Source organism: Mycobacterium farcinogenes, assembly GCF_019739075.1.
Classification (GTDB): Bacteria; Actinomycetota; Actinomycetes; order Mycobacteriales; family Mycobacteriaceae; genus Mycobacterium; species Mycobacterium senegalense.
Window position 1 is genome coordinate 6120795 of record NZ_CP081673.1, and the last position, 23081, is coordinate 6143875.

Genomic DNA, 23081 nt, shown 5'->3' on the forward strand with positions numbered 1-23081 from the left:
CTCGCCGCCCCACCAGGACGTTTTGCGAAATCGGGCAATCGCTAACATCGAGGCGCTACTCATCCGAGGGGCCAGCCCACACGACCCACAGGACGCTTGATTTGAACTCGCCAGAACTCGCCAACTGGAATGCCCAAGAAGCACTCGCGGAGGCGATGATCCCGATCATCGGAACCCTGCACCGGGCGAAGGGCGTGACCGTCCTGCTGCACAGCCGGTCGCTGGTGAACAAGTCCGTCATCAGCATTCTGCGGACGCACCGCTTCGCACGGCAGGTGGGTGGCGACGAACTCTCGGTCGAGGAGACCTTCCCTTTCCTGCAGGCACTGGCCGACCTGGACCTGGGACCGTCGAAGATCGATCTCGGCCTGCTGGTCATGGCCTACCGGGCCAGCGATGGCGGGCTGTCCGTACCCGAGTTCACCGCGCAGGCACTCAGCGACGTGACCGGCGACAACAAGATCGACCCGCAAGGCCCGCGTGATGTGGTGCTCTACGGGTTCGGCCGGATCGGGCGACTCGTCGCACGCCTGCTCATCGAGAAGGCCGGGTCCGGAAACGGCCTGAACCTGCGCGCCGTCGTCATCCGCAGCAACGGCGAAGGCGACCTGGCCAAGCGGGCATCGCTGCTGCGCCGCGACTCGGTGCACGGCCAGTTCAACGGCTCGATCAAGGTCGACAACGAGAACAACTGCCTGATCGCCAACGGCAATGTCATCAAGTTCATCCACAGCAACGACCCGTCGACCGTCGACTACACCGAGTACGGGATCAACAACGCGATCCTGATCGACAACACCGGCAAATGGCGCGACCGCGAAGGCTTGTCCAAGCACCTGCGTCCCGGCATCGCCAAGGTTCTGCTGACCGCACCGGGCAAGGGCGATGTGCCGAACATCGTGCACGGGGTCAACCACCGCACGCTCGATCTCGAGCAGCAGATCTTCTCGTGCGCATCCTGCACGACCAATGCGATCGTTCCGCCGCTGAAGGCCATGGACGACGAGTACGGCGTCGCGCGCTGTCACGTGGAGACCGTGCACTCGTTCACCAACGACCAGAACCTGCTGGACAACTACCACAAGGCCGACCGCCGTGGCCGGTCCGCGCCGTTCAACCTGGTCCTCACCGAGACCGGAGCGGCCTCGGCCGTGGCCAAGGCGATGCCGGACCTGAAGGCCAAGATCAGCGGCAGCTCGATCCGCGTGCCCACCCCGGATGTATCGGTGGCGATCCTGAACATGCAACTGCACAAGCCGACGACCAAGGACGAGGTCCTGGAGTACCTGCGCCAGGCGTCCTTGTCGGGACCGTTGAGCCGCAACCTGGACTACACCGCGGCCACCGACGCGGTCTCGAGCGACTTCATCGGCTCACGTGCGGCGAGCATCATCGATGCGAACGCGACGATCGCCGACGAGGACAACGTGATCCTCTACGTCTGGTACGACAACGAATTCGGCTACTCGTCTCAGGTGGTGCGCACCGTGCAGTACTTGTCCGGGATCGAGTACCCCACGTATCCGCAGATGTGAGCCTGGCGGGGCTGATCCTCAAGTCGTCGGAACGTCCGGGTCGTCGTCGGCCGGCGGCTCGGGATCGCGCCATTCTTCGACGCGGCTCGACCGGTTGCCCTGCAATGTGCCACGCAGCTCGCTCTTGAGCGCTTCGTCCTCGCGCGGACCGTGCTTGGAGCTTTCGCGTTCCATCTCGATCCCCTTCCTGAATCATGTCCGGCTGCAAACGCGACAGACCGGACTGATCGGTTCTCGTAGCGGGTACCCGGCAAGGGCGACAGATACTCGAGCGGGAGGGCCACATGGGTAACCCAAATTCGGATCGCACCGGCGAGACTCCGGAATACGACCCAGACGCTGATCCCGAGATGATCCAGCCGCAGCGGCTCCGGCCGCAGCCCGATCAGGCCGAAGGTGCCGACGATCCTGCCGAGACCGGTTCACCGGCTTCGGAATCGGACTGAAACGCCGAAAGCCAGGATCACGCACCCAAATTCGAAATCTCTGAATCCAACTTGGCCGCTTCCTCAGCCATCTGCTTCTCCGACAGTTGCACTCCACCGGCCTGCTTGATCAGATCGGAACGGGAGGCCACCCGCAATGCCCCGCGGTAATCGTCGGACTCCAGTTCTCCGGCAGGCACCACCTCGGTGTGCCCCTGAATGAGCACCAGCACGGCGTCGGCTACATCGGAGGCCAGTAACCGTCGTACATCGTCAGCCGAGATCGTCATGAGCAGCTCCTCGCTTCGTATGGTTTCGGCCCGTAGAGCAATGCCCGTTCGATGCCGATCCAATACACCGCGTCGCGGAACAACTGCTAGTTGAGATCGATCTGTTCCGTGGTGCCTGCGGAGTCCTTGGTCGTAGTGACGTCCCGGCATTCACCGTAGAGTTCGATCGATCGATTCACTGTCCCCTTGGCCTGCGGGTTGAAGACCGCGACCACCTGGTTCTTGGCCAGGCTGCTGGCATGCGTCTTGAAATCCGTGTTTTCGCCCCACCCGTTGGACTTCAGCTGCTGCACCATCTGCTCGACCTCGCTGCCGGAGGCCTCGAAACTGGAAGCCAGCGGGTACTTGATCCTGACGACACCACGGAACGGCGCCTCGTGCTGGTCATTGCAGGACGAACGCCGGAAGACCACTGCCGATGCATCGAGTTTCAGGGTCTGGACGATCTCTCGAGCGGCATCGACCACCTGGGCCTTGGACTGTTCGGGCGTGAGGGGTTCCGAAACCCCGTTCGCCTTGGAACTCACGGCATCACATCCTGAGGTGAGAGCGGCGACCGCCAGGACCACCGCGATGAACAGATTCGCTCGCACGCCGACCTTTTCTCCGCGTCGCTTGACGATCATTGGTGATGGTGCCCGCCGGTGGGGATCCGCCACGACTCGGGATCGATCTCCACCCCGAGAACTTGCGTTCGGTGATCAGCAGTCATCCCATCATGCTCCAATGCGTCGCCATGCCCTGAGGCGATATCGGAAATACTGAACAGCGATTCGCTGCCGGGAACCAGGTAGCCGCTGTGGTCTTTCCACGGCCAGGTCCAGCCTTCCACCTCGGCCTTGAAGCGTGTCGACCCGAAGTCGTCATCGGCAGGGTCGGTGCCCAAACCGATGGTGACGCCGGTTCCGGGGACGTGAACCTGGTTGTTGTCTCCACCCAGATGAGTGATCGGATCGGTGGAGGCTGCGCCGACGTACACATGGCCGTTGTCGGGCAGGTGGAAGTCAGCCGCACTCTTGGCCAAATCGGTTCCGGGAGAACCGATCAGAACCACATCATCGACGCGCATGCCGTAGCCGGCGGCGGCATCGGCGACAGTGGTCGAACCGTAGGAATGACCGATCACCGTGACATGGGAGTCGCCGTGATTCGTCACCGACAAGGCGTTGACGTCGGAGGACAACAGCGCCCCGCCCTCTCGGGCATTGCCGACCTGCCCGACTTGCGGGTCGAACAGGCTGTCGGGTGCGTTGTAGCCCATCCAGGCCACTACCGCATTGCTCTTGTTCGGATCGGCGCGCTGGGTTTCGTTGTACACGTTGACCGCGTCGTCGCTGCTCAACCATCCCTCTGAAACGCTGTGGCTGGTTCCGGGAACCACCACGGCGGTGTTGTCCGCCGAATCGGGATCGCCGATCGAAATCGCCGCTCTGCCTTGGCCGTTGAAGGCCTCCGGCTCGTACACGTAGAGGTAGGTGGGCGCATCGGTGTTCTCGGCGTTGTGGTCCAGCCCGTCCCGCACTTTCAGCGCGTTGTAGTAGCGAGTCATTTCCTGCTGTGACAGAGCCTCCGTGGCATTTTCCACGCGGGCGATGTCGGCGTCCATCACTGCTTTGTTGGCGATGCTGCGGTCGGCGACCGGGATGCCGTTGAGGTTGCCGAGCTTCTCCGGTTGCTCGCGGAGCAACCGCTTCCGATCGTCCTCGCTCAGCGCTTCCCACCACTTCTTGACCTCTGTGGCGTCTTTGCCTTGCGGTATCTGAGGACCGGTGTCTTTCGGGCTCTGGGGCGCGGGTACGCCGCCGGGACCGAAGGTTTGCATCGGAGAGTCCAGCGCGCTGACCGCGCCACGCAGATTCTGGCTGAGCCGGCGATCCGTGGTGTCGAAGTTGGCCAGTATCGTCTTCACATTCACCGCGTTGCTCGCCGCCAATGCCTGCAGTCGCATGGCGTTCGCGGGGCTGGTCTTTCCGTACTTCTCGAGCGTCGAACCGGGGCGGACCGAGACGGAACCGTCAGGGCCGACCTGCCAGCCCTGCGCGGTCAGGCCGCTGACGGTCTGCAGAAGGCTGGTGCGGGTCTGGGCGAGCTGGCCACCGCCCTCTTGCATGATGGTCTGCGTGCGGGTGAGGGCTTCCTGAAGTTGTCGCATCCGCTGCACCGTCGCCGTCGACTTGGCTTGCGCGGCGTCTGAGGCGGACCCCTGCCACCCGGCATGCAGGGTCTGCAGCCCCTTTTGATGCTGCTCGATCTGAGTACCGAGCGCTGTGGCCTTCTGCCCCATCTCCGCGCCCGCCTGCACCAGGTTGCCGGGCTGCGATGCCTCTACCTGGGGAATTGTGACCGGAGCCCCGGCCGGCGCGGCCTCACCCACCGATCCGCCGTATGCGCCGGCCGAACTCCTCGTCGCCTTGTCGGTACCGTTCGGCCGCAGCCGTCAGGCGGTCTTTGTGCATGGTCAACTCGTCGTTCACCGTTGCGGTGGCCTTCTCGATGGCGGACGCGACGAAGCTACAGGCCGCCCCGCTGACCAGGTCGGATATGCCGCTGCCGGCACTGGCCAGCGATTGCTCGGCGCCCAGCGCCGACACCGCGGCTGCGATCTCGGCCTGCGCCGTAGCGGCCGTGCGCAGGTCGGCGGGAGCCACTCGCAGGTTTGCCGACATAGATAGAGCGTAAGGCCGCTTCTGAGGGTCAAGGCTCACCAATTCTGGGGCGGTGTGGGGAAGGCGACGGTCCCATCCGCATGCTGAGGCGCTGAAAGCGACAGGCCGCCGCAGACGAACCATCACCGGCCGCCGTCGGGCGTCACTTCCCTCTGATCGCTTTGTACAACCTGCTTGAATTCGATTCGTGCGTGGCGCGATTGATCAGATACACCGCGACGTCGATGCAATTGAGCGCAGCCTCCTCGCCGTCCACCAGCAGCACGTCGAGATACCACACGAGCGCGTGACTCTTCTCCACCAACGCCCGCCGGTATCCGACGATTGGCTTGATGACATTCCTGATCAGACGAATGCCGGCCACGGAAATCGGACCGGTTCGAACAACCGCCTCGAAGATCGCGTCAAGGTCCCCATCTGCAAGACTCTTGGCTGCGTACTCAAACTCTGTGGCAAGTTCATCGTATTTGCTTCGGTAGCCCCTCAATACAAGCGTGTGACGGAACTGCTCTCGATCGACATCTCGCCACCTGAACAACGACAGTTCATTGCACTGCTGGAACACCGGCATGGTCGATTCGGTACACGCTGCGACAAGCCCTTGCTTCGCAATACTGTCACAGCGGTTATACACGTCATCCGCGCAGTGGATCATCGTCTCGTAAGTCTCTGAAATGCCACTCACGCGAAGAGTGGGCGAGAATACCGGGCGAGTTCGGTTGGCCCGCTCCACTCCGTAGGCGCTCCAAATATATCGACCACCGGATGCCTCCATCACCCAGCGCTCCAGGACGACACTGCGGTATCGAGCGAGATCCTTCACGTGATCGTTCAACGCGTACGCCAGTCTGAGAAGCTCTCCCCCTAGGCCTAGCAGTTCCGCATTCGCCGCCTTCTGCGCCTCCTCGCGGGCGAGCGAACTTCCGAGGGCCTTTCTGAAGAACAAGGCATATGCGATTGCGAGCAAGGTCAGCGCCGGCAAAACCACCGCGACGGGATTCTGTGATACGCGCCAGGTATCGAGCACATGAAGATATCCGGCATCCTCGGAAATATTTGGCCACGCGCGGAAACAGGCAATCACAGCGGCAAGCAGCCAAGGCAATGGTTTCTTCAGGGCAAGGATCGGAAACCGTAATAAAACACCGCCCAGATTGCTCAGAAATCCTGCGATTCGCCAGAACCAGACTTCACGAAGATGGTGTCGACGAACGGCTCTTTTTATGTTGCCGAGCTCGATAAACCCATGCCCTCTTCCGGTGGATGCCGAATCTTCACGAACTCCAAGCCTCACCAGGTTGTCCACCTGCCATTGCCTGTTCCAGTCCTCATGGATACGCACACGCCACCCGGGAACTCGTGTGTGCAACTGAAACAGAACTTCACGAGTTGCCGATGAACAGACCAGGATCGCGATCTCGATCAGCAGCAGTTCCCGAATGAGCGAAACGATGAAATCATTCGACACCTGGGCAGCCTGCCACGAAATCCAACCCGTCGGCCCAATGCGGCGCGCCACAAACTCGCTGTGGCAGTACATGGTCGCGCCGCACCGCTGAGCTGGCTCAGCGGTGTCAGCGCGGACGCTATCCCTCGTCAGCCCGGCCGACCTGTCCCCTCAGCCGGCAGCGCAGCGGAGAAGAGGTCGTGGCATGCGTTCACCGCGGGCTGCAGCTCGGGAATGCCGGCGGCGCTCACGTCGCCGCGCATCTTCGAGGTGTCGATGAGCGGGTCGCCTGCGGTGGCCGGGTCGGGGAAGTCCGGCACTCCATGGTCGCGCACGCATTGCGCGAATCTGAGCGCAGCGGCCTGCTGCGCGGGAGTGCGCCCCGCGTCTGTTGACCAGCTGACGGGTTGCAGGCCGGCACACGCACTGACCGCGTTCTGCCACGTAGCCTTGGGCACGGAGATCCCTCCGTAGGAGATTTGGCCTCCTGCGTCGGGGTTGGGGAAATCCGCGACGCCGTTGGCTCGCATGCACTCGGAGTACTTCACCGCCTGTTGCTGAGCGGCCGGGTCGGCGACGGCCTGCGCGGCGATGGCTACACCAGCCGAGCCGATCAATGCGGCCATGGCGAAAGTGGCGAACGGGCGGTGGGTGTGTGCTGAGTTGGTTTGTGTCATGGCAGCTAGTCAAGGCCAGGCTCCGTTGTCACCGCGTATGCGATTTTGGATATGCCGACGATATGGGCGAGCTCGTAACTTGGAGATCATGCGTGTCTTGGTCGTCGAAGATGAGCCCTACATGGCGACGGCGATCCGCGACGGTTTGCGTTTGCAGGCGATAGCGGCAGACATCGCCGGCGACGGGGATACCGCGCTGGAGTTGTTGAGCATCAACAGCTATGACATCGCCGTACTCGACCGCGACATCCCCGGCCCCTCCGGTGACGACGTCGCTGCCCGTATCGTCGCCTCGGGCCGCGGCACCCCGATCCTGATGTTGACCGCCGCAGACCGGCTCGATGACTTGGCTTCGGGATTCGAGCTGGGCGCCGACGACTATCTGACCAAGCCGTTCGATCTACGCGAGCTCGTGCTGAGGTTGCGAGCACTCGACCGTCGACGGGGCCACAGCAGGCCGCCGGTGCGGGAGATCGCTGGCCTGCGGCTGGATCCGTTCCGCCGCGAGGTGTACCGCGACGACCGATATGTCGCACTCACCCGAAAGCAGTTCGCGGTACTCGAGATCCTCGTCGCGGCCGAAGGTGGTGTTGTCAGCGCCGAGCAGCTCTTGGAGCGGGCGTGGGATGAGAATGCCGATCCATTCACAAACGCCGTGCGCATCACCGTTTCCGCGCTGCGCAAACGCCTTGGCGAACCCTGGATCATCGCCACGGTGCCAGGCGTCGGCTACCGCATCGACACCGCCGACTCGGGACACCAGGAACGAAACAATGGATAGATCACCGGGATTGAGCCTGCGTCTCAAACTCACTCTCAGTTATGCCGGATTTCTGATGGTTGCCGGCGCCCTGCTGCTCGCCGCCGTGTGGGTATTTCTGCTGCGGTACGTGCCCGACCGGATGATGATCATCCCGGGCAGCACCGACATCGTCTTTCCCAACGATGTCTTCCCCATCCGCTCCAGGCTCCTGCACGTTTTCGCTCCCAGGGCCGCCGCCGTGATGGCGCTCCTGTTGCTCTTCGGCCTCGTGGGAGGCTGGCTGCTGGCCGGCCGGATGCTCGCTCCCCTCACTCGCATCACCGCCGCCACCCGCATGGCCTCAAAAGGCACGCTGTCACACCGAATTCACCTTCCCGGCAGGCACGATGAGCTTCGAGAACTTGCCGACGCCTTCGACACGATGCTCGAACGGCTCGAAGCACATGTCGCCGAGCAACAGAGATTCGCCGCCAACGCCTCCCATGAGCTACGCACCCCCTTGGCGATCACGCAGACGCTGCTCGAGGTGGCCCGCAAAGACCGTGACCGCGACACCGATGCAGTGCTCGAACGCCTGCACACCGTCAATACCCGGGCCATCGACCTCACCGAAGCACTGCTACTGCTCAGCCGTGCCGATCAACGGTCCTTCGCCCAAGAACACGTCGACCTGTCCCTCATCGCCGAAGAAGCCACAGAGACGCTCCTGCCGCTGGCAGAGCGGCACGGTGTCGTCATCGAGACCCACGGCGAGGTGTCGCTCACCATCGGCTCTGCGGCGCTCCTGCTACAGGTGGCCACGAACCTGATACACAACGCGATCGTGCACAACCAGCCCAACCACGGAACCGTATGGGTCACGACGAGCGTTCATCCCACCTCGGTGGAGCTCTCCGTCGAGAATACGGGCGAAAGACACTCTCCGACAATGGTTGCCACACTTGTCGAACCGTTTCAACGCGGTAGCGAACGCACGCGCACCCACCACGACGGCGCCGGACTGGGCCTGGCGATCGTCAACAGCATCGTCCGGGCCCACGATGGAATCCTCACCCTCAACCCGCGCGCCGACGGCGGGCTGTGTGTCACAGTGCAGCTGCCACGCGCCCATCATGGGCAATCCGTCAGAGATCGAGGGCGTCGATCGTATTGCCCGGATTGGGGCCCAGCAGCGCCGCCAGGCGTGGACTGAGATCTCGACGTGCGCTCGTCAGCGGACCCACCAGGCGGAGCAGAACCTCGTCGGCCATGCGCTCGGCGGGCCCGGCAATCGTCATGGCGCCCAATGCGATCGGCGGGATGTGCGCATCGTCGACTTCGGCGAGTAGTGGCACCGAAATCCCATTGATGCCCGGATGGTTCTCGCCGAATGACATTTCATACCCACGATCGCGGATCGCGGCCAACTGTTGTGGCGAGATTCCGCCGACATCGATACTCGCACGCTCCTTTTCATCGAGGTAGGCGAGGATAATCCGGCCACTGGCTCCGGACGCCAGCGGTGACCGTTCTCCGAGGACGCCGGCTGGGTCGAGGAGCGGCCCCGATCGCGCGGGCACACCCAGCACGAGTACCCGGAAGGGGCCTGCCCGCAGGTGAATCACGGCGGCTTCGCCACTGACGGCGGCAAGTCGCGCCACCACCGGATACATCAAGCGCAGCATCGCCGGTCGCGGACCGATCACAGTTGCCAACGCCAGTGATCGACTGGCCAGTCGGTAACCGGAGCGGCCGAGGTGATGAAGATAGCCTTCCTCCTCGAGCGCCTGCAGAATCCGGAAGGTGTTGGATTGCGAAACCCCGGCGCGGTCGGCAATGTCGCGCAGAGTAGCGGGCTGGCGCATCCCGGCCAGTGTCTCCAGCATCTGCAGTCCGCGCAGGGCCGTCGTAGCCACCGTCCGATCTTACTTGCGGATTCCGCAAGTTGAGTGGTCTCTGGCGGGGTGGACTGGCTGCAATAGGCGGTATGAACGCATCGTCGACACAATCCCGGGTAGCGCCCCCGAGCGCACCCGAGGGGCCCACCGGCCGCCTGGTGGAGTGGGTCCACATGCTGGGTTGGAGCCAGATTCCCGACCGGGTCCGCAAGCGCGCGGCCCACCTTGTGCTGGACGGCATCGGATGCGGCCTGATCGGCGCGCAGCTGCCGTGGTCGCGGGCAGCGACGGAGGCGGTACTCGGCATCGAGGGGCCCGGCATCGTTCCGGTCATCGGTACCGGACGGACTACCACACCCGTAGGGGCGACCCTACTCAACAGCACCTTCATCCAGGGCTTCGAACTCGACGACTTTCATCCGTTGGCGCCGCTGCACTCCGCGTCAGTGCTGGTGCCATCATTGCTCGCCACCGCGGCCCACCTCGATCGGCCCGTCAGCGGCCGGGAACTGCTCATATCGGCGATCGCCGGATTCGAGACCGGCCCACGGATCGGTTATGCACTCGGCGGCACCGAAATGCTGTCCCGGGGATGGCATTCCGGTCCCATCTTCGGTGGAATCGCGAGTGCCTTGGCCTGTGGCAGGCTGCGCGGCCTTGACGGCGCCCAACTTGAGGACGCAGTCGGTTTCGCCGCTACCCAATCCGCCGGCCTGATGTCGGCACAGTACGAAGCAATGGGCAAACGGATGCAGCACGGCTTCGCCGCGCGCAACGGCTTCTACTCCGCTGCCCTGGCAGAGGCCGGATACACCGGCATCGATCAGGTTCTCGAACGCCCCTACGGCGGCTTCCTCGCGGTGTACGGCGAGGGCCATGACCCCGATGCGGCCGCGGTCACCCGCGGGCTCGGGGAAAACTGGGAGACAACCGTCATCATGGTGAAGTCCTGGGCGGTGATGGGCGGCCTGCACGGTGTGGTCGAGGCGGCCCGCACCCTGCGAAAGCGCCTGGCCGGCCGCACGATTGCCCGCATCGATATCCGGGTCGGCGAGGTCATCTTCCATCACGGCTGGTGGACCCCACAGCGGCCGCTGACCGCGATCGGTGGGCAGATGAACATCGGCTACGCGGCGGCCGTGAGCCTGCTCGACGACGCCGCGCTACCGCAGCAGTTCACCGCCGAACGGCTCGACGCCGACGACGTGTGGCAGCTGCTGGATCGCACCCACGTCGAACTCGACCGCAGTATCGACGAATTGCCGCTGGCCGAGCGGTTCCAGACGCACTTGACCGTGACCTTCAGCGACGGCCGTGCCGAGACCGCAACGGTGATCGCACCGCACGGCTACCCAGGAGATCCGGTCACCGACGACGAGCTTGTCGCGAAGTTCCACCGCCTGGTCGATCCCGTCATGCCTGCGGACCGGGCCACTGCGATCGAACAAGCTGTACTCGGCCTCCCCGACGCTGACGACATCGCTCCTTTGGTGGATCTGCTTGCCGGTGAAGTGGGCAGGGCTCTGGACTGATGGCCGTCGACCCGCAGGAGAACTCATGACAACAACAGCTCGCGCTCGCCTGCGTGAACTGCTCGACCGAGGACAGCTCATCGTCGCCCCCGGCGTGTATGACGGGATATCAGCGCAACTGGCCAAGCGCACCGGCCACACCGCCGCCTACCTCACCGGTGCCGGTGTCGCAGCATCAGGATTCGGCCTGCCCGACATCGGGCTGGTCACCCAGACCGAGATGGTTGAACGTGCCCGGATCGTCGTGCGCGCGCTCGGTGATGTGCCGTTGCTGGCAGACGCGGACACCGGCTACGGCGCTCCGATCAACGTCATCCGGACCGTACGCGAGTATGAATACGCCGGGGTGGCCGCACTCCAACTGGAAGATCAGGCCTTCCCAAAACGATGTGGTCACCTGCCGGACAAGGAGCTGGTGAGTGCTGACGACTTTGTCCGCACCTTAGGAGCCGCTCTCGAGGCGCGCACCGATGAAGACATGCTGCTGATCGCCCGGACCGATGCCCGTGGTCCACTCGGACTCGATGAGGCGATAGCACGGGCCAACCGGTATGCCGCCGAGGGCGCGGACATTCTGTTCGTCGAAGCGCCACAAAGCTATTCCGAGATCGCACGGATTGCCGCCGAGGTCAAGGGCCCGCTATTGCTCAACCTGGTCATCGGCGGGCTGACCCCCGAGCAATCTGCGGACCGACTGCAAGAACTCGGGTTTGCGGTTGCCATCCACCCTTCCGCGGTTCTTGCCCAGTCGACGCTCGGAACGCTGACCGCCCTGTGCCAGTTGCGTGGCATCAGTGCTGACGAGTTCCTGCCGAGCAAGCCGGAGGAGTTCTTCAACCTTGTCGGCATGGCCGAATGGTTTGCCCTCGGCAACAAGTACCAGCCCGCCGGACAGGAGGTTTGACATGGGCATGACGATGATCGAGCGGATCCTGGCCCGCAAAGCGGGCCTCCCCGAGGTACATGCCGGTGACATCGTCACCGTAAACGTCGACATGACAGTCCTGATCGACTTGCAGTTCGCCACCATGTGGATACAACCGTTGAAGATCCACGACCGCGCCAAAGTGGCGATCGTCATGGACCATGCCGTGCCGGCACCCACCATCAAGGACGCCGCGGGAGGCCCGAAGGCGCGCAAGTTCGCCGCCGACTTCGACATCAAGCGCTTCTATGACGTTGGCCGCCACGGCATCTGCCATCAGGTGATCGCCGAGAACGGCTTGGCCCGACCCGGCGACATCCTGGCCTGCACCGACAGCCACACCTGCGCGGGCGGCGCGTACAACACCGCGGCGCGTGGACTGGGACCTGCCGAGGTGTACTCGATCCTGTGCACCGGAAGCACCTGGTTCCAAGCGTCGGCGACCATCCGTTATGAGCTCATCGGAAGCCTGCCGGCCGGCGTCAGCGGCAAAGACGTCTTCCTGCACATCGCCAACGAGTACGGCGACGCCGCAAACCTCAACCTCGAATACGGCGGGCCCGGACTCGCTTCGATCCCACTCAACGACCGGCGCACCATCGCCACCCAGGGCGCCGAGGTTTCGGCCGACTTCTCCACGTTCGCCTACGACGACGTCCTGGCCGAGCACTTTCATGAGCTCGGCATCAGCGAGTATCAGCCGACCTACCCAGATTCTGACGCCTCCTACCACGCCGTGCGCGAGATCGACCTTTCGGCACTGGCGCCCTACGTCGCCCGCCCCGGGACCGTGTCCCGAAACGGACTGCCCGTCACTGAGATAGAGCCCCGCAAGATCGACCAAGCTTTCATCGGTTCATGCGCCAACGGCCAACTGGACGATCTCCGCATCGCCGCTGACATCCTCCGCGGCCGCCAGGTAGCGCCTGGCGTGCGACTGATCGTCACCCCCGCCAGTCAGCAGGTCTACCGCGATGCGATGCGGCTGGGCTACCTCCAGGACATCGCCGACGCCGGAGCCGTCGTCACCAACGCCACCTGCGGTGCCTGTTTCGGCTACCACCTGGGTGTGGTCGGGCCCGGCGAGGTCTGTCTGACATCGAGTACCCGCAATTTCACCGGCCGGATGGGCTCAACCGAAGCCGAAATCTACATGGCTTCCCCGGCCACCGTCGCGGCATCGGCGGTGGCGGGACACATCACCGACGCCAGGGACGGAGCGGCCCGATGAGCACAGACCTCACAGTGACGGGCCGGGTCTGGGTGTTCGGCGACAGTCTGAACACCGATGCCATGTACCCGCCCGATGCCATGAAACTCGACCTGCCCGATGCCGCAAAGATGGTTTTCTACGACGTGCGGCCCGGATGGACGGACCAAGTGACTCGAGGCGATATTGTTGTCGCCGGCAAGAACTTCGGCGTCGGATCGTCGCGGCCCGTCGCTGCCCTGTTCAATCAGCTGGGCGTGGCGGCGTTGATCGCCGAGGAGTTCAACTCACTGTTCTTCCGCAATGCGGTGAACTCCGGCCTGCCGGCCATGACCGTACCCGAGGCCACGACCGCATTCTCCGACGGTGATACCGGAACTTTTGACCTGCGCAGCGGCGAGTGGCGCAACGACACCACCGGCATATGCGGCACCACCGGCAAGCTTCCCGAGCTTATTCTCGACATCCTCGCGAGCGGCGGCACCCTACCTCGACTTGCCCAACAAGGCTATATCCCAGTCGAACTCGCCGATACGCTGCGGTCACCGGCGGTGTCGGCGGCAGCACAGGGCAGCGGCGCATGATGGCGCCGCCGACGGTACTCGAAGCCATCGGAACTGCGCTCCGGCCGGTTCGGGCCGGCCGCAATCGGAGCCGATTGGCCGCACTGGCACCGCCATTGAGCCTCGGTCTCTCCAGCTCCGCTTTCCGCGACGGCGGTGCGATGCCTGACCGGTACGGTGGACGAGGCGTGGGTGAGAATCTTTCGCCTCCATTGAGATGGACTGGAGTGCCCGCAGATACGGCGGCACTGGCACTCGCCATCGAAGACGAAGATGTGCCGTTGCCACGTCCGCTGATGCATACCGTCGCGGTGCTCGATCCCACCCTCGACCATCTCGACGAAGGTTCGCTGCAACCCGGAGCTCCTGGTATTCGATTCTTCAAAACACCGCTCGGATACGGCTATTCAGGACCACGCCCCATCCCCGGTCACGGTGCACATCACTACCGCTTCTACATCTTCGCAGTGCCCAGACCCATACCCGACGACGTAACGACCCGACACGACCTGTTCAGAGTCATACGCGACAGTGCCACCGCACGCGGCGTGCTGACCGGAACCTACGAGCGACCATAACCGATACCCAAGGCATTCCAGTCAATCGACCACTGTGCCCCTAGACCCTCGTTGAGTCGACCACTACCAGTAGGTCGCCGCCTTCGACTTGTGCGGTGGCGGACACGGCGACGCGTTGCACGGTGCCGGCTTTGGGGGCGGTGATGGCGGCTTCCATTTTCATCGCCTCGATGGTGGCGATGGTCGCGCCGGCCTCCACGGTGTCGCCTGCGGCGACCCCGACGGTGACCACCCCGGCGAACGGGGCGGCGACGTGATCGGGATTGGTGCGATCAGCCTTCTCCGCGGCCGGGACCTCGCTGGCGATGCTGCGGTCACGCACGGTGATGGGTCGCAGTTGCCCGTTGAGGATGCACATCACCGTGCGCATGCCGCGCTCGTCGGCATCGGAGATCGCTTCCAGCCCGATCAGCAACTGCACCCCGCGTTCCAATTCGACGCGGTGTTCCTCGCCGTAACGCAGCCCGTAGAAGAACTGGTTGGCACTCAAACCCGAGGTGTCGCCGTATTCCTCACGGTGGGCCTCGAATTCCTTGGTCGGCCCAGGGAACAACAACCGGTTCAACGCCGCCTGACGTTTGGGCCCGGGTGCGGCCAGCAGCGCCTCATCCTCGACCGAGAGTTCCTGGATCGGCCTGGCCGGTCCCCGGCCCTCAAGAGCCTTGCTGCGCAACGGTTCGGGCCATCCCCCCGGCGGGTCACCCAGCTCGCCACGCAGGAATCCGATCACACTGTCGGGGATGTCGTAGCGGGCCGGATCGGCGGCGAACTCGGCGGCACTGACCCCCGCCCCCACCAACGCCAACGCCAGATCCCCGACCACCTTGCTCGACGGGGTCACCTTCACCAACCGGCCCAGCACCCGATCGGCTGCGGCGTAAGCGGTTTCGATCTCCTCGAATCGATCCCCCAACCCCAACGCGATGGCCTGCTGGCGCAGGTTGCTCAATTGCCCACCGGGAATCTCGTGGGTGTACACCCGCCCGGTCGGAAAAGGAGGACCCGACGCCGCAACATCGAAGGGTGCATAGACCTTGCGCAACGCCTCCCAGTAGGGCTCCAGATCACAGACCGCGTCCAGTGACAGGCCGGTGTCGAACGACGTGTGCGCCGCGGCGGCCACGATCGAGGACAACGCCGGCTGACTGGTCGTCCCGGCCAACGGTGCCGCCGCACCATCGACCGCCGAGGCCCCGGCCTGCCAGGCCGCCAGGTAGGTGGCCAACTGTCCACCGGGGGTGTCATGGGTGTGCACGTGCACCGGCAGATCAAAACGCGATCGCAACGCCGAGACCAACAGGTGCGCCGAGGCCGGGCGCAACAACCCGGCCATGTCCTTGATCGCCAGCACATGCGCGCCCGCCTCGACGATCTGCTCGGCCAGCTTCAGGTAATAGTCCAGGGTGTACAGATTCTCGGCAGGATCGGACAGATCGCCGGTGTAGGACATCGCGACCTCGGCGACCGCGGTGCCGGTTTCGCGGACCGCGTCGATCGCCGGACGCATCGACTCGATGTTGTTGAGCGCGTCGAAGATCCGGAAGATGTCGATGCCGGTTGCGGTGGCCTCTTGAACGAATGCCGAGGTCACCAACTCCGGATATGGGGTGTAGCCCACGGTGTTGCGCCCGCGCAGCAGCATCTGCAAACAAATGTTGGGCACCGCCTCCCGCAGGGCGGCCAGCCGCTCCCACGGGTCCTCTTTCAAAAACCGCAGCGCCACATCGTAGGTCGCGCCACCCCAGCACTCGATCGAGAGCAGCTGCGGCATCATCCGCGCCACATACGGCGCCACCTTCAACAAACCCGTCGACCGCAGCCGGGTAGCCAACAACGACTGATGCGCATCGCGGAACGTCGTATCCGTCACCCCGACAGCAGGCGAATCCTTGAGCCACTGGGCAAAGCCCTGCGGCCCCAACTCGACCAGCCGCTGCTTGGACCCCGCCGCCGGCGGCGCCTCCAAATCGATCACCGGCAACTTGTCCTGCGGGTACACCCCCGTCGGGCGTTCGCCGTTGGGCTTGTTCACCGTGACATCAGCCAGGTAATTCAAAATCTTGGTGCCGCGGTCAGCCGGGGTGTGCGCGGTCAACAGCTGCCGACGGTCATCGATGAACGACGTGGTGACCCGCCCGGCCCGGAAATCGGGGTCCTCGATCACCGCCTGCAAAAACGGAATGTTCGTCGACACCCCACGAATCCGGAACTCCGCCAACGCCCGGCGGGCACGCGCCACCGCGGTGGAGAAATCCCGACCCCGACACGTCAGCTTGACCAGCATCGAGTCGAAATGCGCCAACACCTCCGCGCCGACATTGGTACCGCCGTCCAGACGCACCCCCGCACCGCCAGGCGAGCGGTAGGCGGTGATCCGCCCGGTATCGGGACGGAATCCGTTGGCCGGATCCTCGGTCGTGATCCGGCACTGCATCGCCGCCCCGCGAATGACCAGCGAATCCTGGCTCAAACCCAGATCCGCCAGCGACTCACCGGCCGCGATCCGCAACTGCGAACCCACCAGGTCCACATCGGTGATCTCCTCGGTCACCGTGTGCTCCACCTGAATCCGCGGGTTGCACTCGATGAACACGTGATGGCCACGCTCATCGAGAAGAAACTCGATGGTGCCCGCACACGAGTACCCGATGTGCCGGGCCAGGGCCACCGCGTCCGCGCAGATCCGTTCGCGCAGTGCGGGATCCAGGTTCGGTGCCGGCGCCAGCTCGATCACCTTCTGATGCCGGCGCTGCACACTGCAATCCCGCTCGAACAAATGCATCACGTTGCCGGCCGTATCGGCCAGGATCTGCACCTCGATATGACGCGGGTTGATGACCGCCTGCTCCAGATACACCGCAGGGTCACCGAACGCGGACTCCGCCTCACGCGAAGCCGCCTCCACCGCCTCGGCCAACGCCTCAGGATCGGTGACCCGGCGCATTCCGCGCCCACCACCGCCGGACACCGCCTTGACGAACAGCGGGAATTCCATATCGGCTGCCGCAGCGACCAATTCATCCACCGACGACGACGGCGCCGAGGACGCCAACACCGGCAAGCCCGCTGCCCGCGCCGCCTCGATCGCCCGCGACTTGTTCCCCGTCAACTCCAACACCTGAGCCGAAGGCCCCACAAAGGTGATACCGGCCTGCGCACACGCCGACGCCAACTCTGGATTCTCCGACAAAAACCCGTAACCCGGATAAACCGCGTCGGCCCCGGAATGCTTAGCCACCCGGATGATCTCGTCCACCGACAAATACGCCCGCACCGGATGGCCGACCTCACCGATCTGATACGACTCGTCAGCCTTCAACCGATGCAACGAATTGCGATCCTCATACGGATACACCGCCACCGTCGCAATGCCCAACTCATAAGCAGCACGAAACGCACGGATCGCGATCTCGCCACGATTGGCGACCAGCAGTTTGGAGAACATCGAGGATTGGCACACTTTCGCTCAGGTTGTCGCATTGCGCCCAGTCGTATTCGACGAGAACGCCGCACATTCGAAGGGCCGGCCTCATCACCACGTCAGGAGTGAGGCCGGCCCGCGTCATCATTACATGGACACAGCCTCGTAGCCATGGGCTTTGGCGACTTGTTGGGAGAGCAGCTTGCCTTCGTGTGTGGACAGGCCCTTGGCCAGTGCTGCGTCGTCGGCGCAGGCGGCCTTCCAGCCCTTGTCGGCCAGTTTGAGTACGTAGGGCATGGTGGCGTTGGTCAGTGCGAAGGTGGAGGTGCGCGGCACGGCGCCGGGCATGTTGGCCACGCAGTAGAACACCGTGTCGTGCACGCTGAACGTCGCGTCGTCGTGGGTGGTGGGCCGGGAATCCTCGAAGCAGCCACCCTGGTCGATGGCGATGTCGACCAGTACCGCGCCCGGCTTCATATGGGCGACGGTGGCATTGGTGACCAGCTTGGGGGCCTTGGCGCCCGGGATCAACACCGCGCCGATCACCAGGTCGGCCTTCTTGACGGCCTCTTCGAGTTCCAGTGAGGACGAGTAGCGGGTTTCGATGCCGGCGTTGGTCTCGTTGTCGATCTTGCGCAGGGTGTTGATGTTCAGGTCGAACACCGTGACGTGGGCACCCATGCCCTTGGCGATGCGTGCGGCGTTGTAGCCGGCCACGCCACCACCGATGACGACGACCTCGGCCGGGGCGACACCGGGCACCCCACCCATCAGCACGCCGCGCCCGCCCTGAGTGCGCATCAGGTGATAGGACCCGACCTGCGCCGACAGTCGTCCGGCGACCTCACTCATCGGGGCCAGCAGCGGCAGCGCACCATCGGCGGTCTGCACGGTCTCGTAGGCGATGGAGGTGGTGCCCGAGGCCAGCAGGGCGTCGGTGCATTCCTTGGACGCGGCCAGGTGCAGGTAGGTGAACAGGGTCTGGCCGGTGCGCATGCGCGCGTACTCCGCGGCGATGGGTTCTTTGACCTTGAGCAGCAGTTCGGCCTCGGCCCACACCTGCTCGGCGGTGGACACGATCTCGGCGCCGGCGGCCTTGAAGTCGTTGTCGGTGATGGCCGACCCCTCACCGGCCCCGGCCTGGATGATCACCTCGTGGCCGCGGCGGGTCAGCTCCGCCACCCCCGCCGGGGTGATCGCCACTCGGTACTCGTTGTTCTTGATCTCGCGGGGAATGCCGATTCGCATAGAATTTCTCCAGAATTGGGTAGCGGAGTGCGCGGGAGCGCGGTTGGAAGTTCCCCTGCGTGCGGCGCACAGCGCGGTGGCTACGACAAGGGCTGACCGGTACGACGTTTGACGTCTGCGGTACGGATGAGACTGGCTGTCGACATGGGAACCGTCTCGGCCGTACGTCCCAGACTGGGATCACACGGCCGAGACGGGATTGTGTTGGTCAGAAGACCGTGTAGACCTTCAAGACGGTGTCGTGGATATCCCACGTTCCCGTCCAACCCTTGGCGAACACCGCGCTGTCGCCGGCGGTGATTTCGACGGGCTCGCCACCGTCTTCGGTGGCGGTCATGCTCCCGGAGAGCACGGTGATGGACTCGTTGGTTTCGAAGATCCACCGAGATGGCCCGGGAGCACATTTCCAGATGCCGACCTCGGTGATTCCGTCGCCGGTCCAAAGCTTCTTACCCTCGGTGGCCATCGGCTCACCGGTGGCCTCCGGCAGCGGGCCCCAGTCTTCGAGCTCGATGGCTTCGACGTCGCGAATGCGCACGGTGGCGGCAGCTGACTGGCTCGATGCGGTCATATCTATCTTCTCTTTCTCTTGTTGTGTTGCGCTGAAACGAATGGCGGGCGCGTCGACGTGACTATCGGACGAGACGCAGCGGGAGGGTGTAGTAGTGCCGCGAAGCGTCGGTGTTCTTGAGCGTCGGCTCGCCTGCGAGTTCGATGCGGGAGTAGCGTGCCGCGATCCTCTCCCAGAGCACTCGGATCTCGCCTTGTGCCAAGAGCTTTCCCTGACAGGTGTGGGTTCCGAAGCTGAAGGTCATGCTGCGGGACTGTTCCGGTGGCCGGGTGTAGTCGAACTCGTCGGGGTTGTCGTAGACGTCGGGATCGTGGTTGGCCGCACCGAGCATCAGGCGCAACCGGCTTCCCGCCGGGACATGGACCCCTCGGATGGTGAGGTCCTCGGTGGTCGACCTGGTGATCACCGGCTCGGGTGCGTCATATCGCACGAGTTCGGTCACGATGGCGTCGCGCACATCGGGATTGGACCGGAAGGCGTCGAAAATCTCTGGCCTCTCGGTGAACAGCTGGAGGCCGGAGCACATGAGGTAGCTGGCATCCATATGGCCGACGGTGTAGAAGAACACCGCGGTGGCGAATGCTTCAGCTTCGGACATTTCACCGGTGTCCTGGAGCCGCAGCAGGTCATCGAGCAGGCCATCGCTGGGGTGGGCCCGTTTGTACTCGATGCACTCCCGCACCCGCCCCTGCATGTATTTGTGGGCTTCAACCGACTGGTCTCGGTCGCTCTGGTCGCGGGCCGAGCTGAGAACGAACATGGCGTTGCGCATCTCCCGACGTAGTTCTTGCGCGCCGCCCTCGGGTACCTGCATCACTCGGCAGATGGTGCGGTGGGCCACTTCGACCGCCAGATCTGACCCGTCAACCAGACCGTCCTCACCGATCTCGTCGAGGAGTTCGTCGGTGATCTCCTCGGTGAGCTTGAGCCATTCTTTGATCTTCTTGGGCGTCAGCCATTTACCGGTCATCCGCTTCAGCCGCGTGTGGTCGGGCTCGTCGCGGCCGAGAGCCATGTCGCTGAGAATCGCCCACGCTCCGGTTTCGGCCCACTCGGGTTCAATCACCACCGATGGCAGCCGGCCGTAGTGCATCAAGTCCTCGTACTTGGTCAGCACGTAGGCACCGTCCCAGTCGATCGAGACGGGCGCCTCACGCAGAGCCCGCGCATAGAACGGGTAGGGATCCACGCGCAGCTGCTCGTCCTGCCAGGGCAGATAGTCTTCGGTCCTCGGACAATCCGGCCCCGGATCTGCTCCGGCGACGGCGATGTCGTGTTGCGGTGCGGATGTCGTCATCTGGCTATCTCCTCCTCTTGGGTGATGGTGTGGAACGCCCTGGCGTTCACAGCTGTCTCGGTGCTGAATCGGCGCCTCACACGTCCGCCTCACCGGTGTCGGCGCGCCCCAGTGCGGCGAAAATCTCGGGCCGATAGGCGCGGAAGTAGACAGCGAGCATCGCACCGATGACGGCCGACGCGGCCAGGATCAGGAGCAGGCCCACGTTTTGGCCCGGGGCCCCGCCGACGACGAGATCGAAATGCAACACAGCCAGGATCAGAGTGGGGACCAGGACTGCGATCGCGATCGCGGGCGCAAGGAAGCATTTCAACCAGTTCGACACTGCCCGAACGCCTTTGCGGGCAAACCAGACGATCACTGCCAGGCTTACCAGGCACATGAGGGTGAGTACTCCGACAGTGCCCAAACCGAACAATTGGGCGTCCAGGCCCACTCCCTCGGGATTACCCAATCCGAGCGGGATGAGCAGTACCGCAACGATGACGGCGACCGCGGTCGACGCTCGGGCTGGGGAGTGATGCTTTGGATGCACGTCGGCCACGAAAGCGGGCAACGATCGGTCGACACCCAGGTTGTAGATGTAGCGGGAAACGACATTGTGGACCGCGATGCCGGCCGCCAGTTCGGAGGTCAGGATGAACGCGAAGGTCAGCTGGCTGAACATCGGAGCGACCAGGTTGCCAATTGCGTTGGAGAACATCCCTTTCGGATCGTCCGTCGCCACCTGAACGGCATCGGAACCGTAGGCCGTGATGAGTAGGTAGCAAGAAACGATGTAGAGCACGCCGACGAACAAGACCGCGCCGTAGGTTGCTCGCGGGACGGTTCTGTCGGGATCACGGACTTCATCGCGGAACAGTGCGGTGGCCTCGAAACCGATGAAGATCATCACAGCGAACAGAAACGCCACTCCGAAGTCTCCGTCAGCCAAGGCGCTCGGGCTGAAGGGGCGAGCGCTGAATCCTTCAGGTCCGCCTCCGTGGACAAGCACTCCGATGTTGAAAACCATCACAATGGCAACCTCGAGCACCATTGCGACACTGAGGATCTTGGCCGACAGCTCGATGTGGAAGTAGCACAGCGTGCTGACGATCGCCCAGGCGATGGCGGCCCACGGCCACCACGGTGTCGACGGTCCGTTGACACTCGATATCAGCTCAGTGACGGTCAGGCCGATAAAAACGAATACCCCACTCAACATCAGCAGGTAGGCCGCTACCGCCAGGAACGCTGCACCAAGTCCCGGAACCTTGCCAAGGCCCGCGCTGATGAAGGCATAGAACGATCCCGGCTTGGGCAGCCAGCGCGTCATCGTCACATATCCGACAGCGAAGATCAGCACAGATGCGGTCACCAGCACGAAGATGAGGGCGGCTCCCGGCCCCCCGAACATGATGGTGAAGGGGATGAAGCCGGCGACCGCCGCGATCGGCGCCGAGAACGCCAGGACGGTGAGCATCAGTGAACTGACGCTCATGTTGCCCGTCAACGTTGCGGCATGCCGGTCCTCGGCACTGGCTGGAGCACTCGGCGGCTTCAACGACACCGTGGGTTCTCTCATGGTTGCGACCTTCTACGCTGGGCGGTGATGTCCGTCAGGCCTGTGCCTGCGGCATGGGAAGTCCGGCCAGCCATTCGAGCGCCACTTGCGATGGATCCAGTCCACTGTCGGCGTCATGGAAGCCCGTCTCGCCGATCTGGGTCGCGCCCAGATCTGCGAAAGTCTGAGTCAGCGTCCTGATTCCACGGTTGTAGGTGTCATAGCTGCTATCGCCCAGGCCGAATGCGGCGAACTGAACCGCCGAGAGGTCAGGCTTGGACGATGTGAGCGCGTTGAAGAACGGCTCGGCGGTCTCCGGAAGATCGCCTTCTCCATAGGTGGAAGTAACGACGATGATTGTTCGTTGCGTTGAGAGCCGGCCGACGTGGTAATCCTCCATTCCGACCACCTCACCCTGAATCCCATCATGGGCAAGCTGTTTACAGATGTCGTCAGCCACCATTTCCGAGTTGCCGGACTCGGTTCCGAAGAGGACCGTGATTGTGCTCATAC

The 23081-nt window shown here is 63.9% G+C and carries 23 protein-coding genes; 9 read left to right on the plus strand and 14 right to left on the minus strand.

Annotated features, from left to right (window positions below; all coding sequences use genetic code 11):
- Positions 1-101 precede the first annotated feature (101 nt).
- A complete protein-coding gene (locus K6L26_RS29285; protein ID WP_043369998.1) occupies positions 102-1535 on the plus strand; it encodes a glyceraldehyde-3-phosphate dehydrogenase in 1434 nt (477 codons plus the stop codon).
- 18 nt (positions 1536-1553) lie between these two features.
- Here K6L26_RS29285 and K6L26_RS29290 read toward each other — a convergent pair whose 3' ends face one another.
- Positions 1554-1709, minus strand: coding sequence for a hypothetical protein (locus K6L26_RS29290; protein ID WP_019347304.1), 156 nt, complete (start codon positions 1707-1709; stop codon positions 1554-1556).
- Positions 1710-1819: 110 nt separating this feature from the next.
- Between K6L26_RS29290 and K6L26_RS29295 the strand changes: the two genes are divergently transcribed.
- Positions 1820-1981, plus strand: coding sequence for a hypothetical protein (locus K6L26_RS29295; protein ID WP_019347303.1), 162 nt, complete (start codon positions 1820-1822; stop codon positions 1979-1981).
- A gap of 17 nt (positions 1982-1998) precedes the next feature.
- Here the strand turns inward: K6L26_RS29295 and K6L26_RS29300 are convergent, their stop codons facing one another.
- From K6L26_RS29300 to K6L26_RS29325, 6 genes are all read right to left on the minus strand, one after another.
- Positions 1999-2250, minus strand: a complete 252-nt coding sequence (locus tag K6L26_RS29300; RefSeq protein ID WP_019347302.1) for a hypothetical protein — start codon at positions 2248-2250, stop codon at positions 1999-2001.
- Positions 2251-2336: 86 nt separating this feature from the next.
- Complete coding sequence (locus K6L26_RS29305) at positions 2337-2876, minus strand: lipoprotein LppJ family protein (RefSeq protein ID WP_019347301.1); 540 nt, start codon at positions 2874-2876, stop codon at positions 2337-2339.
- Positions 2873-4624, minus strand: a complete 1752-nt coding sequence (locus tag K6L26_RS29310) for an alpha/beta fold hydrolase (RefSeq protein WP_234814284.1) — start codon at positions 4622-4624, stop codon at positions 2873-2875. The genes K6L26_RS29305 and K6L26_RS29310 overlap by 4 nt, the downstream gene beginning before the upstream one ends.
- Positions 4617-4916: a DUF6317 family protein gene (locus K6L26_RS29315; RefSeq protein ID WP_019347299.1), complete on the minus strand. Its 300-nt coding sequence runs from the start codon at positions 4914-4916 to the stop codon at positions 4617-4619. The genes K6L26_RS29310 and K6L26_RS29315 overlap by 8 nt, the downstream gene beginning before the upstream one ends.
- A 142-nt stretch (positions 4917-5058) precedes the next feature.
- Positions 5059-6384 (minus strand): hypothetical protein, encoded by a 1326-nt coding sequence (locus tag K6L26_RS29320; protein ID WP_133057835.1) that lies wholly within the window; start codon positions 6382-6384, stop codon positions 5059-5061.
- A gap of 128 nt (positions 6385-6512) precedes the next feature.
- Positions 6513-7040, minus strand: a complete 528-nt coding sequence (locus K6L26_RS29325; RefSeq protein WP_064895512.1) for a hypothetical protein — start codon at positions 7038-7040, stop codon at positions 6513-6515.
- An 88-nt stretch (positions 7041-7128) separates the two neighbouring features.
- On the opposite strand from K6L26_RS29325, the gene K6L26_RS29330 reads away from it, so the two are divergent.
- On the plus strand, positions 7129-7821 hold the full coding sequence (locus K6L26_RS29330; protein WP_064895536.1) for a response regulator transcription factor: 693 nt from the start codon (positions 7129-7131) through the stop codon (positions 7819-7821).
- Complete coding sequence (locus K6L26_RS29335; protein WP_085140021.1) at positions 7814-8995, plus strand: sensor histidine kinase; 1182 nt, start codon at positions 7814-7816, stop codon at positions 8993-8995. The genes K6L26_RS29330 and K6L26_RS29335 overlap by 8 nt, the downstream gene beginning before the upstream one ends.
- Here K6L26_RS29335 and K6L26_RS29340 read toward each other — a convergent pair.
- On the minus strand, positions 8928-9698 hold the full coding sequence (locus K6L26_RS29340; protein ID WP_085140022.1) for an IclR family transcriptional regulator: 771 nt from the start codon (positions 9696-9698) through the stop codon (positions 8928-8930). The two genes, K6L26_RS29335 and K6L26_RS29340, sit on opposite strands and share 68 nt — an antisense overlap.
- Before the next feature lie 71 nt (positions 9699-9769).
- On the opposite strand from K6L26_RS29340, the gene K6L26_RS29345 reads away from it, so the two are divergent.
- From K6L26_RS29345 to K6L26_RS29365, 5 genes are all read left to right on the plus strand, one after another.
- A complete protein-coding gene (locus K6L26_RS29345) occupies positions 9770-11212 on the plus strand; it encodes an MmgE/PrpD family protein (RefSeq protein ID WP_076210386.1) in 1443 nt (480 codons plus the stop codon).
- Positions 11213-11237: 25 nt separating this feature from the next.
- Positions 11238-12116: an isocitrate lyase/PEP mutase family protein gene (locus tag K6L26_RS29350; protein ID WP_065063767.1), complete on the plus strand. Its 879-nt coding sequence runs from the start codon at positions 11238-11240 to the stop codon at positions 12114-12116.
- A gap of 1 nt (position 12117) precedes the next feature.
- On the plus strand, positions 12118-13368 hold the full coding sequence (locus K6L26_RS29355) for a 3-isopropylmalate dehydratase large subunit (protein ID WP_065063765.1): 1251 nt from the start codon (positions 12118-12120) through the stop codon (positions 13366-13368).
- 14 nt (positions 13369-13382) lie between these two features.
- Positions 13383-13931, plus strand: a complete 549-nt coding sequence (locus tag K6L26_RS29360) for a LeuD/DmdB family oxidoreductase small subunit (RefSeq protein ID WP_085140027.1) — start codon at positions 13383-13385, stop codon at positions 13929-13931.
- Between the two features lie 140 nt (positions 13932-14071).
- Positions 14072-14488 carry a YbhB/YbcL family Raf kinase inhibitor-like protein gene (locus K6L26_RS29365; protein WP_234801771.1) on the plus strand — a complete coding sequence of 139 codons (417 nt, stop codon included), beginning with the start codon at positions 14072-14074 and terminating at the stop codon, positions 14486-14488.
- A gap of 40 nt (positions 14489-14528) precedes the next feature.
- Here K6L26_RS29365 and K6L26_RS29370 read toward each other — a convergent pair whose 3' ends face one another.
- From K6L26_RS29370 to K6L26_RS29395, 6 genes are all read right to left on the minus strand, one after another.
- Entirely contained in the window at positions 14529-17933 is a 3405-nt protein-coding gene (locus tag K6L26_RS29370) for a pyruvate carboxylase (protein WP_221853491.1), read from the minus strand.
- 123 nt (positions 17934-18056) lie between these two features.
- Positions 18057-19157, minus strand: coding sequence for an alanine dehydrogenase (ald, locus tag K6L26_RS29375; RefSeq protein ID WP_221852299.1), 1101 nt, complete (start codon positions 19155-19157; stop codon positions 18057-18059).
- 208 nt (positions 19158-19365) lie between these two features.
- Positions 19366-19728, minus strand: coding sequence for a cupin domain-containing protein (locus K6L26_RS29380; RefSeq protein ID WP_064895150.1), 363 nt, complete (start codon positions 19726-19728; stop codon positions 19366-19368).
- Positions 19729-19789: 61 nt separating this feature from the next.
- Positions 19790-21025 carry a cytochrome P450 gene (locus K6L26_RS29385; RefSeq protein ID WP_076212521.1) on the minus strand — a complete coding sequence of 412 codons (1236 nt, stop codon included), beginning with the start codon at positions 21023-21025 and terminating at the stop codon, positions 19790-19792.
- 76 nt (positions 21026-21101) lie between these two features.
- Positions 21102-22589, minus strand: coding sequence for an APC family permease (locus K6L26_RS29390; protein ID WP_076212522.1), 1488 nt, complete (start codon positions 22587-22589; stop codon positions 21102-21104).
- Between the two features lie 34 nt (positions 22590-22623).
- Positions 22624-23079 (minus strand): flavodoxin domain-containing protein, encoded by a 456-nt coding sequence (locus K6L26_RS29395; protein ID WP_076212524.1) that lies wholly within the window; start codon positions 23077-23079, stop codon positions 22624-22626.
- Positions 23080-23081: the final 2 nt, after the last annotated feature.

Coding starts and splice junctions, on each gene's coding strand:
- K6L26_RS29325 (WP_064895512.1), bottom strand. CDS start 7,040: ATGACACAAACCAACTCAGCACACACCCACCGCCCGTTCGCCACTTTC.
- K6L26_RS29385 (WP_076212521.1), bottom strand. CDS start 21,025: ATGACGACATCCGCACCGCAACACGACATCGCCGTCGCCGGAGCAGAT.
- K6L26_RS29335 (WP_085140021.1), top strand. CDS start 7,814: ATGGATAGATCACCGGGATTGAGCCTGCGTCTCAAACTCACTCTCAGT.
- K6L26_RS29330 (WP_064895536.1), top strand. CDS start 7,129: ATGCGTGTCTTGGTCGTCGAAGATGAGCCCTACATGGCGACGGCGATC.
- K6L26_RS29290 (WP_019347304.1), bottom strand. CDS start 1,709: ATGGAACGCGAAAGCTCCAAGCACGGTCCGCGCGAGGACGAAGCGCTC.
- K6L26_RS29300 (WP_019347302.1), bottom strand. CDS start 2,250: ATGACGATCTCGGCTGACGATGTACGACGGTTACTGGCCTCCGATGTA.
- ald (WP_221852299.1), bottom strand. CDS start 19,157: ATGCGAATCGGCATTCCCCGCGAGATCAAGAACAACGAGTACCGAGTG.
- K6L26_RS29295 (WP_019347303.1), top strand. CDS start 1,820: ATGGGTAACCCAAATTCGGATCGCACCGGCGAGACTCCGGAATACGAC.
- K6L26_RS29350 (WP_065063767.1), top strand. CDS start 11,238: ATGACAACAACAGCTCGCGCTCGCCTGCGTGAACTGCTCGACCGAGGA.
- K6L26_RS29345 (WP_076210386.1), top strand. CDS start 9,770: ATGAACGCATCGTCGACACAATCCCGGGTAGCGCCCCCGAGCGCACCC.
- K6L26_RS29380 (WP_064895150.1), bottom strand. CDS start 19,728: ATGACCGCATCGAGCCAGTCAGCTGCCGCCACCGTGCGCATTCGCGAC.
- K6L26_RS29365 (WP_234801771.1), top strand. CDS start 14,072: ATGCCTGACCGGTACGGTGGACGAGGCGTGGGTGAGAATCTTTCGCCT.
- K6L26_RS29355 (WP_065063765.1), top strand. CDS start 12,118: ATGGGCATGACGATGATCGAGCGGATCCTGGCCCGCAAAGCGGGCCTC.
- K6L26_RS29390 (WP_076212522.1), bottom strand. CDS start 22,589: ATGAGAGAACCCACGGTGTCGTTGAAGCCGCCGAGTGCTCCAGCCAGT.
- K6L26_RS29370 (WP_221853491.1), bottom strand. CDS start 17,933: ATGTTCTCCAAACTGCTGGTCGCCAATCGTGGCGAGATCGCGATCCGT.
- K6L26_RS29305 (WP_019347301.1), bottom strand. CDS start 2,876: ATGATCGTCAAGCGACGCGGAGAAAAGGTCGGCGTGCGAGCGAATCTG.
- K6L26_RS29395 (WP_076212524.1), bottom strand. CDS start 23,079: ATGAGCACAATCACGGTCCTCTTCGGAACCGAGTCCGGCAACTCGGAA.
- K6L26_RS29315 (WP_019347299.1), bottom strand. CDS start 4,916: ATGTCGGCAAACCTGCGAGTGGCTCCCGCCGACCTGCGCACGGCCGCT.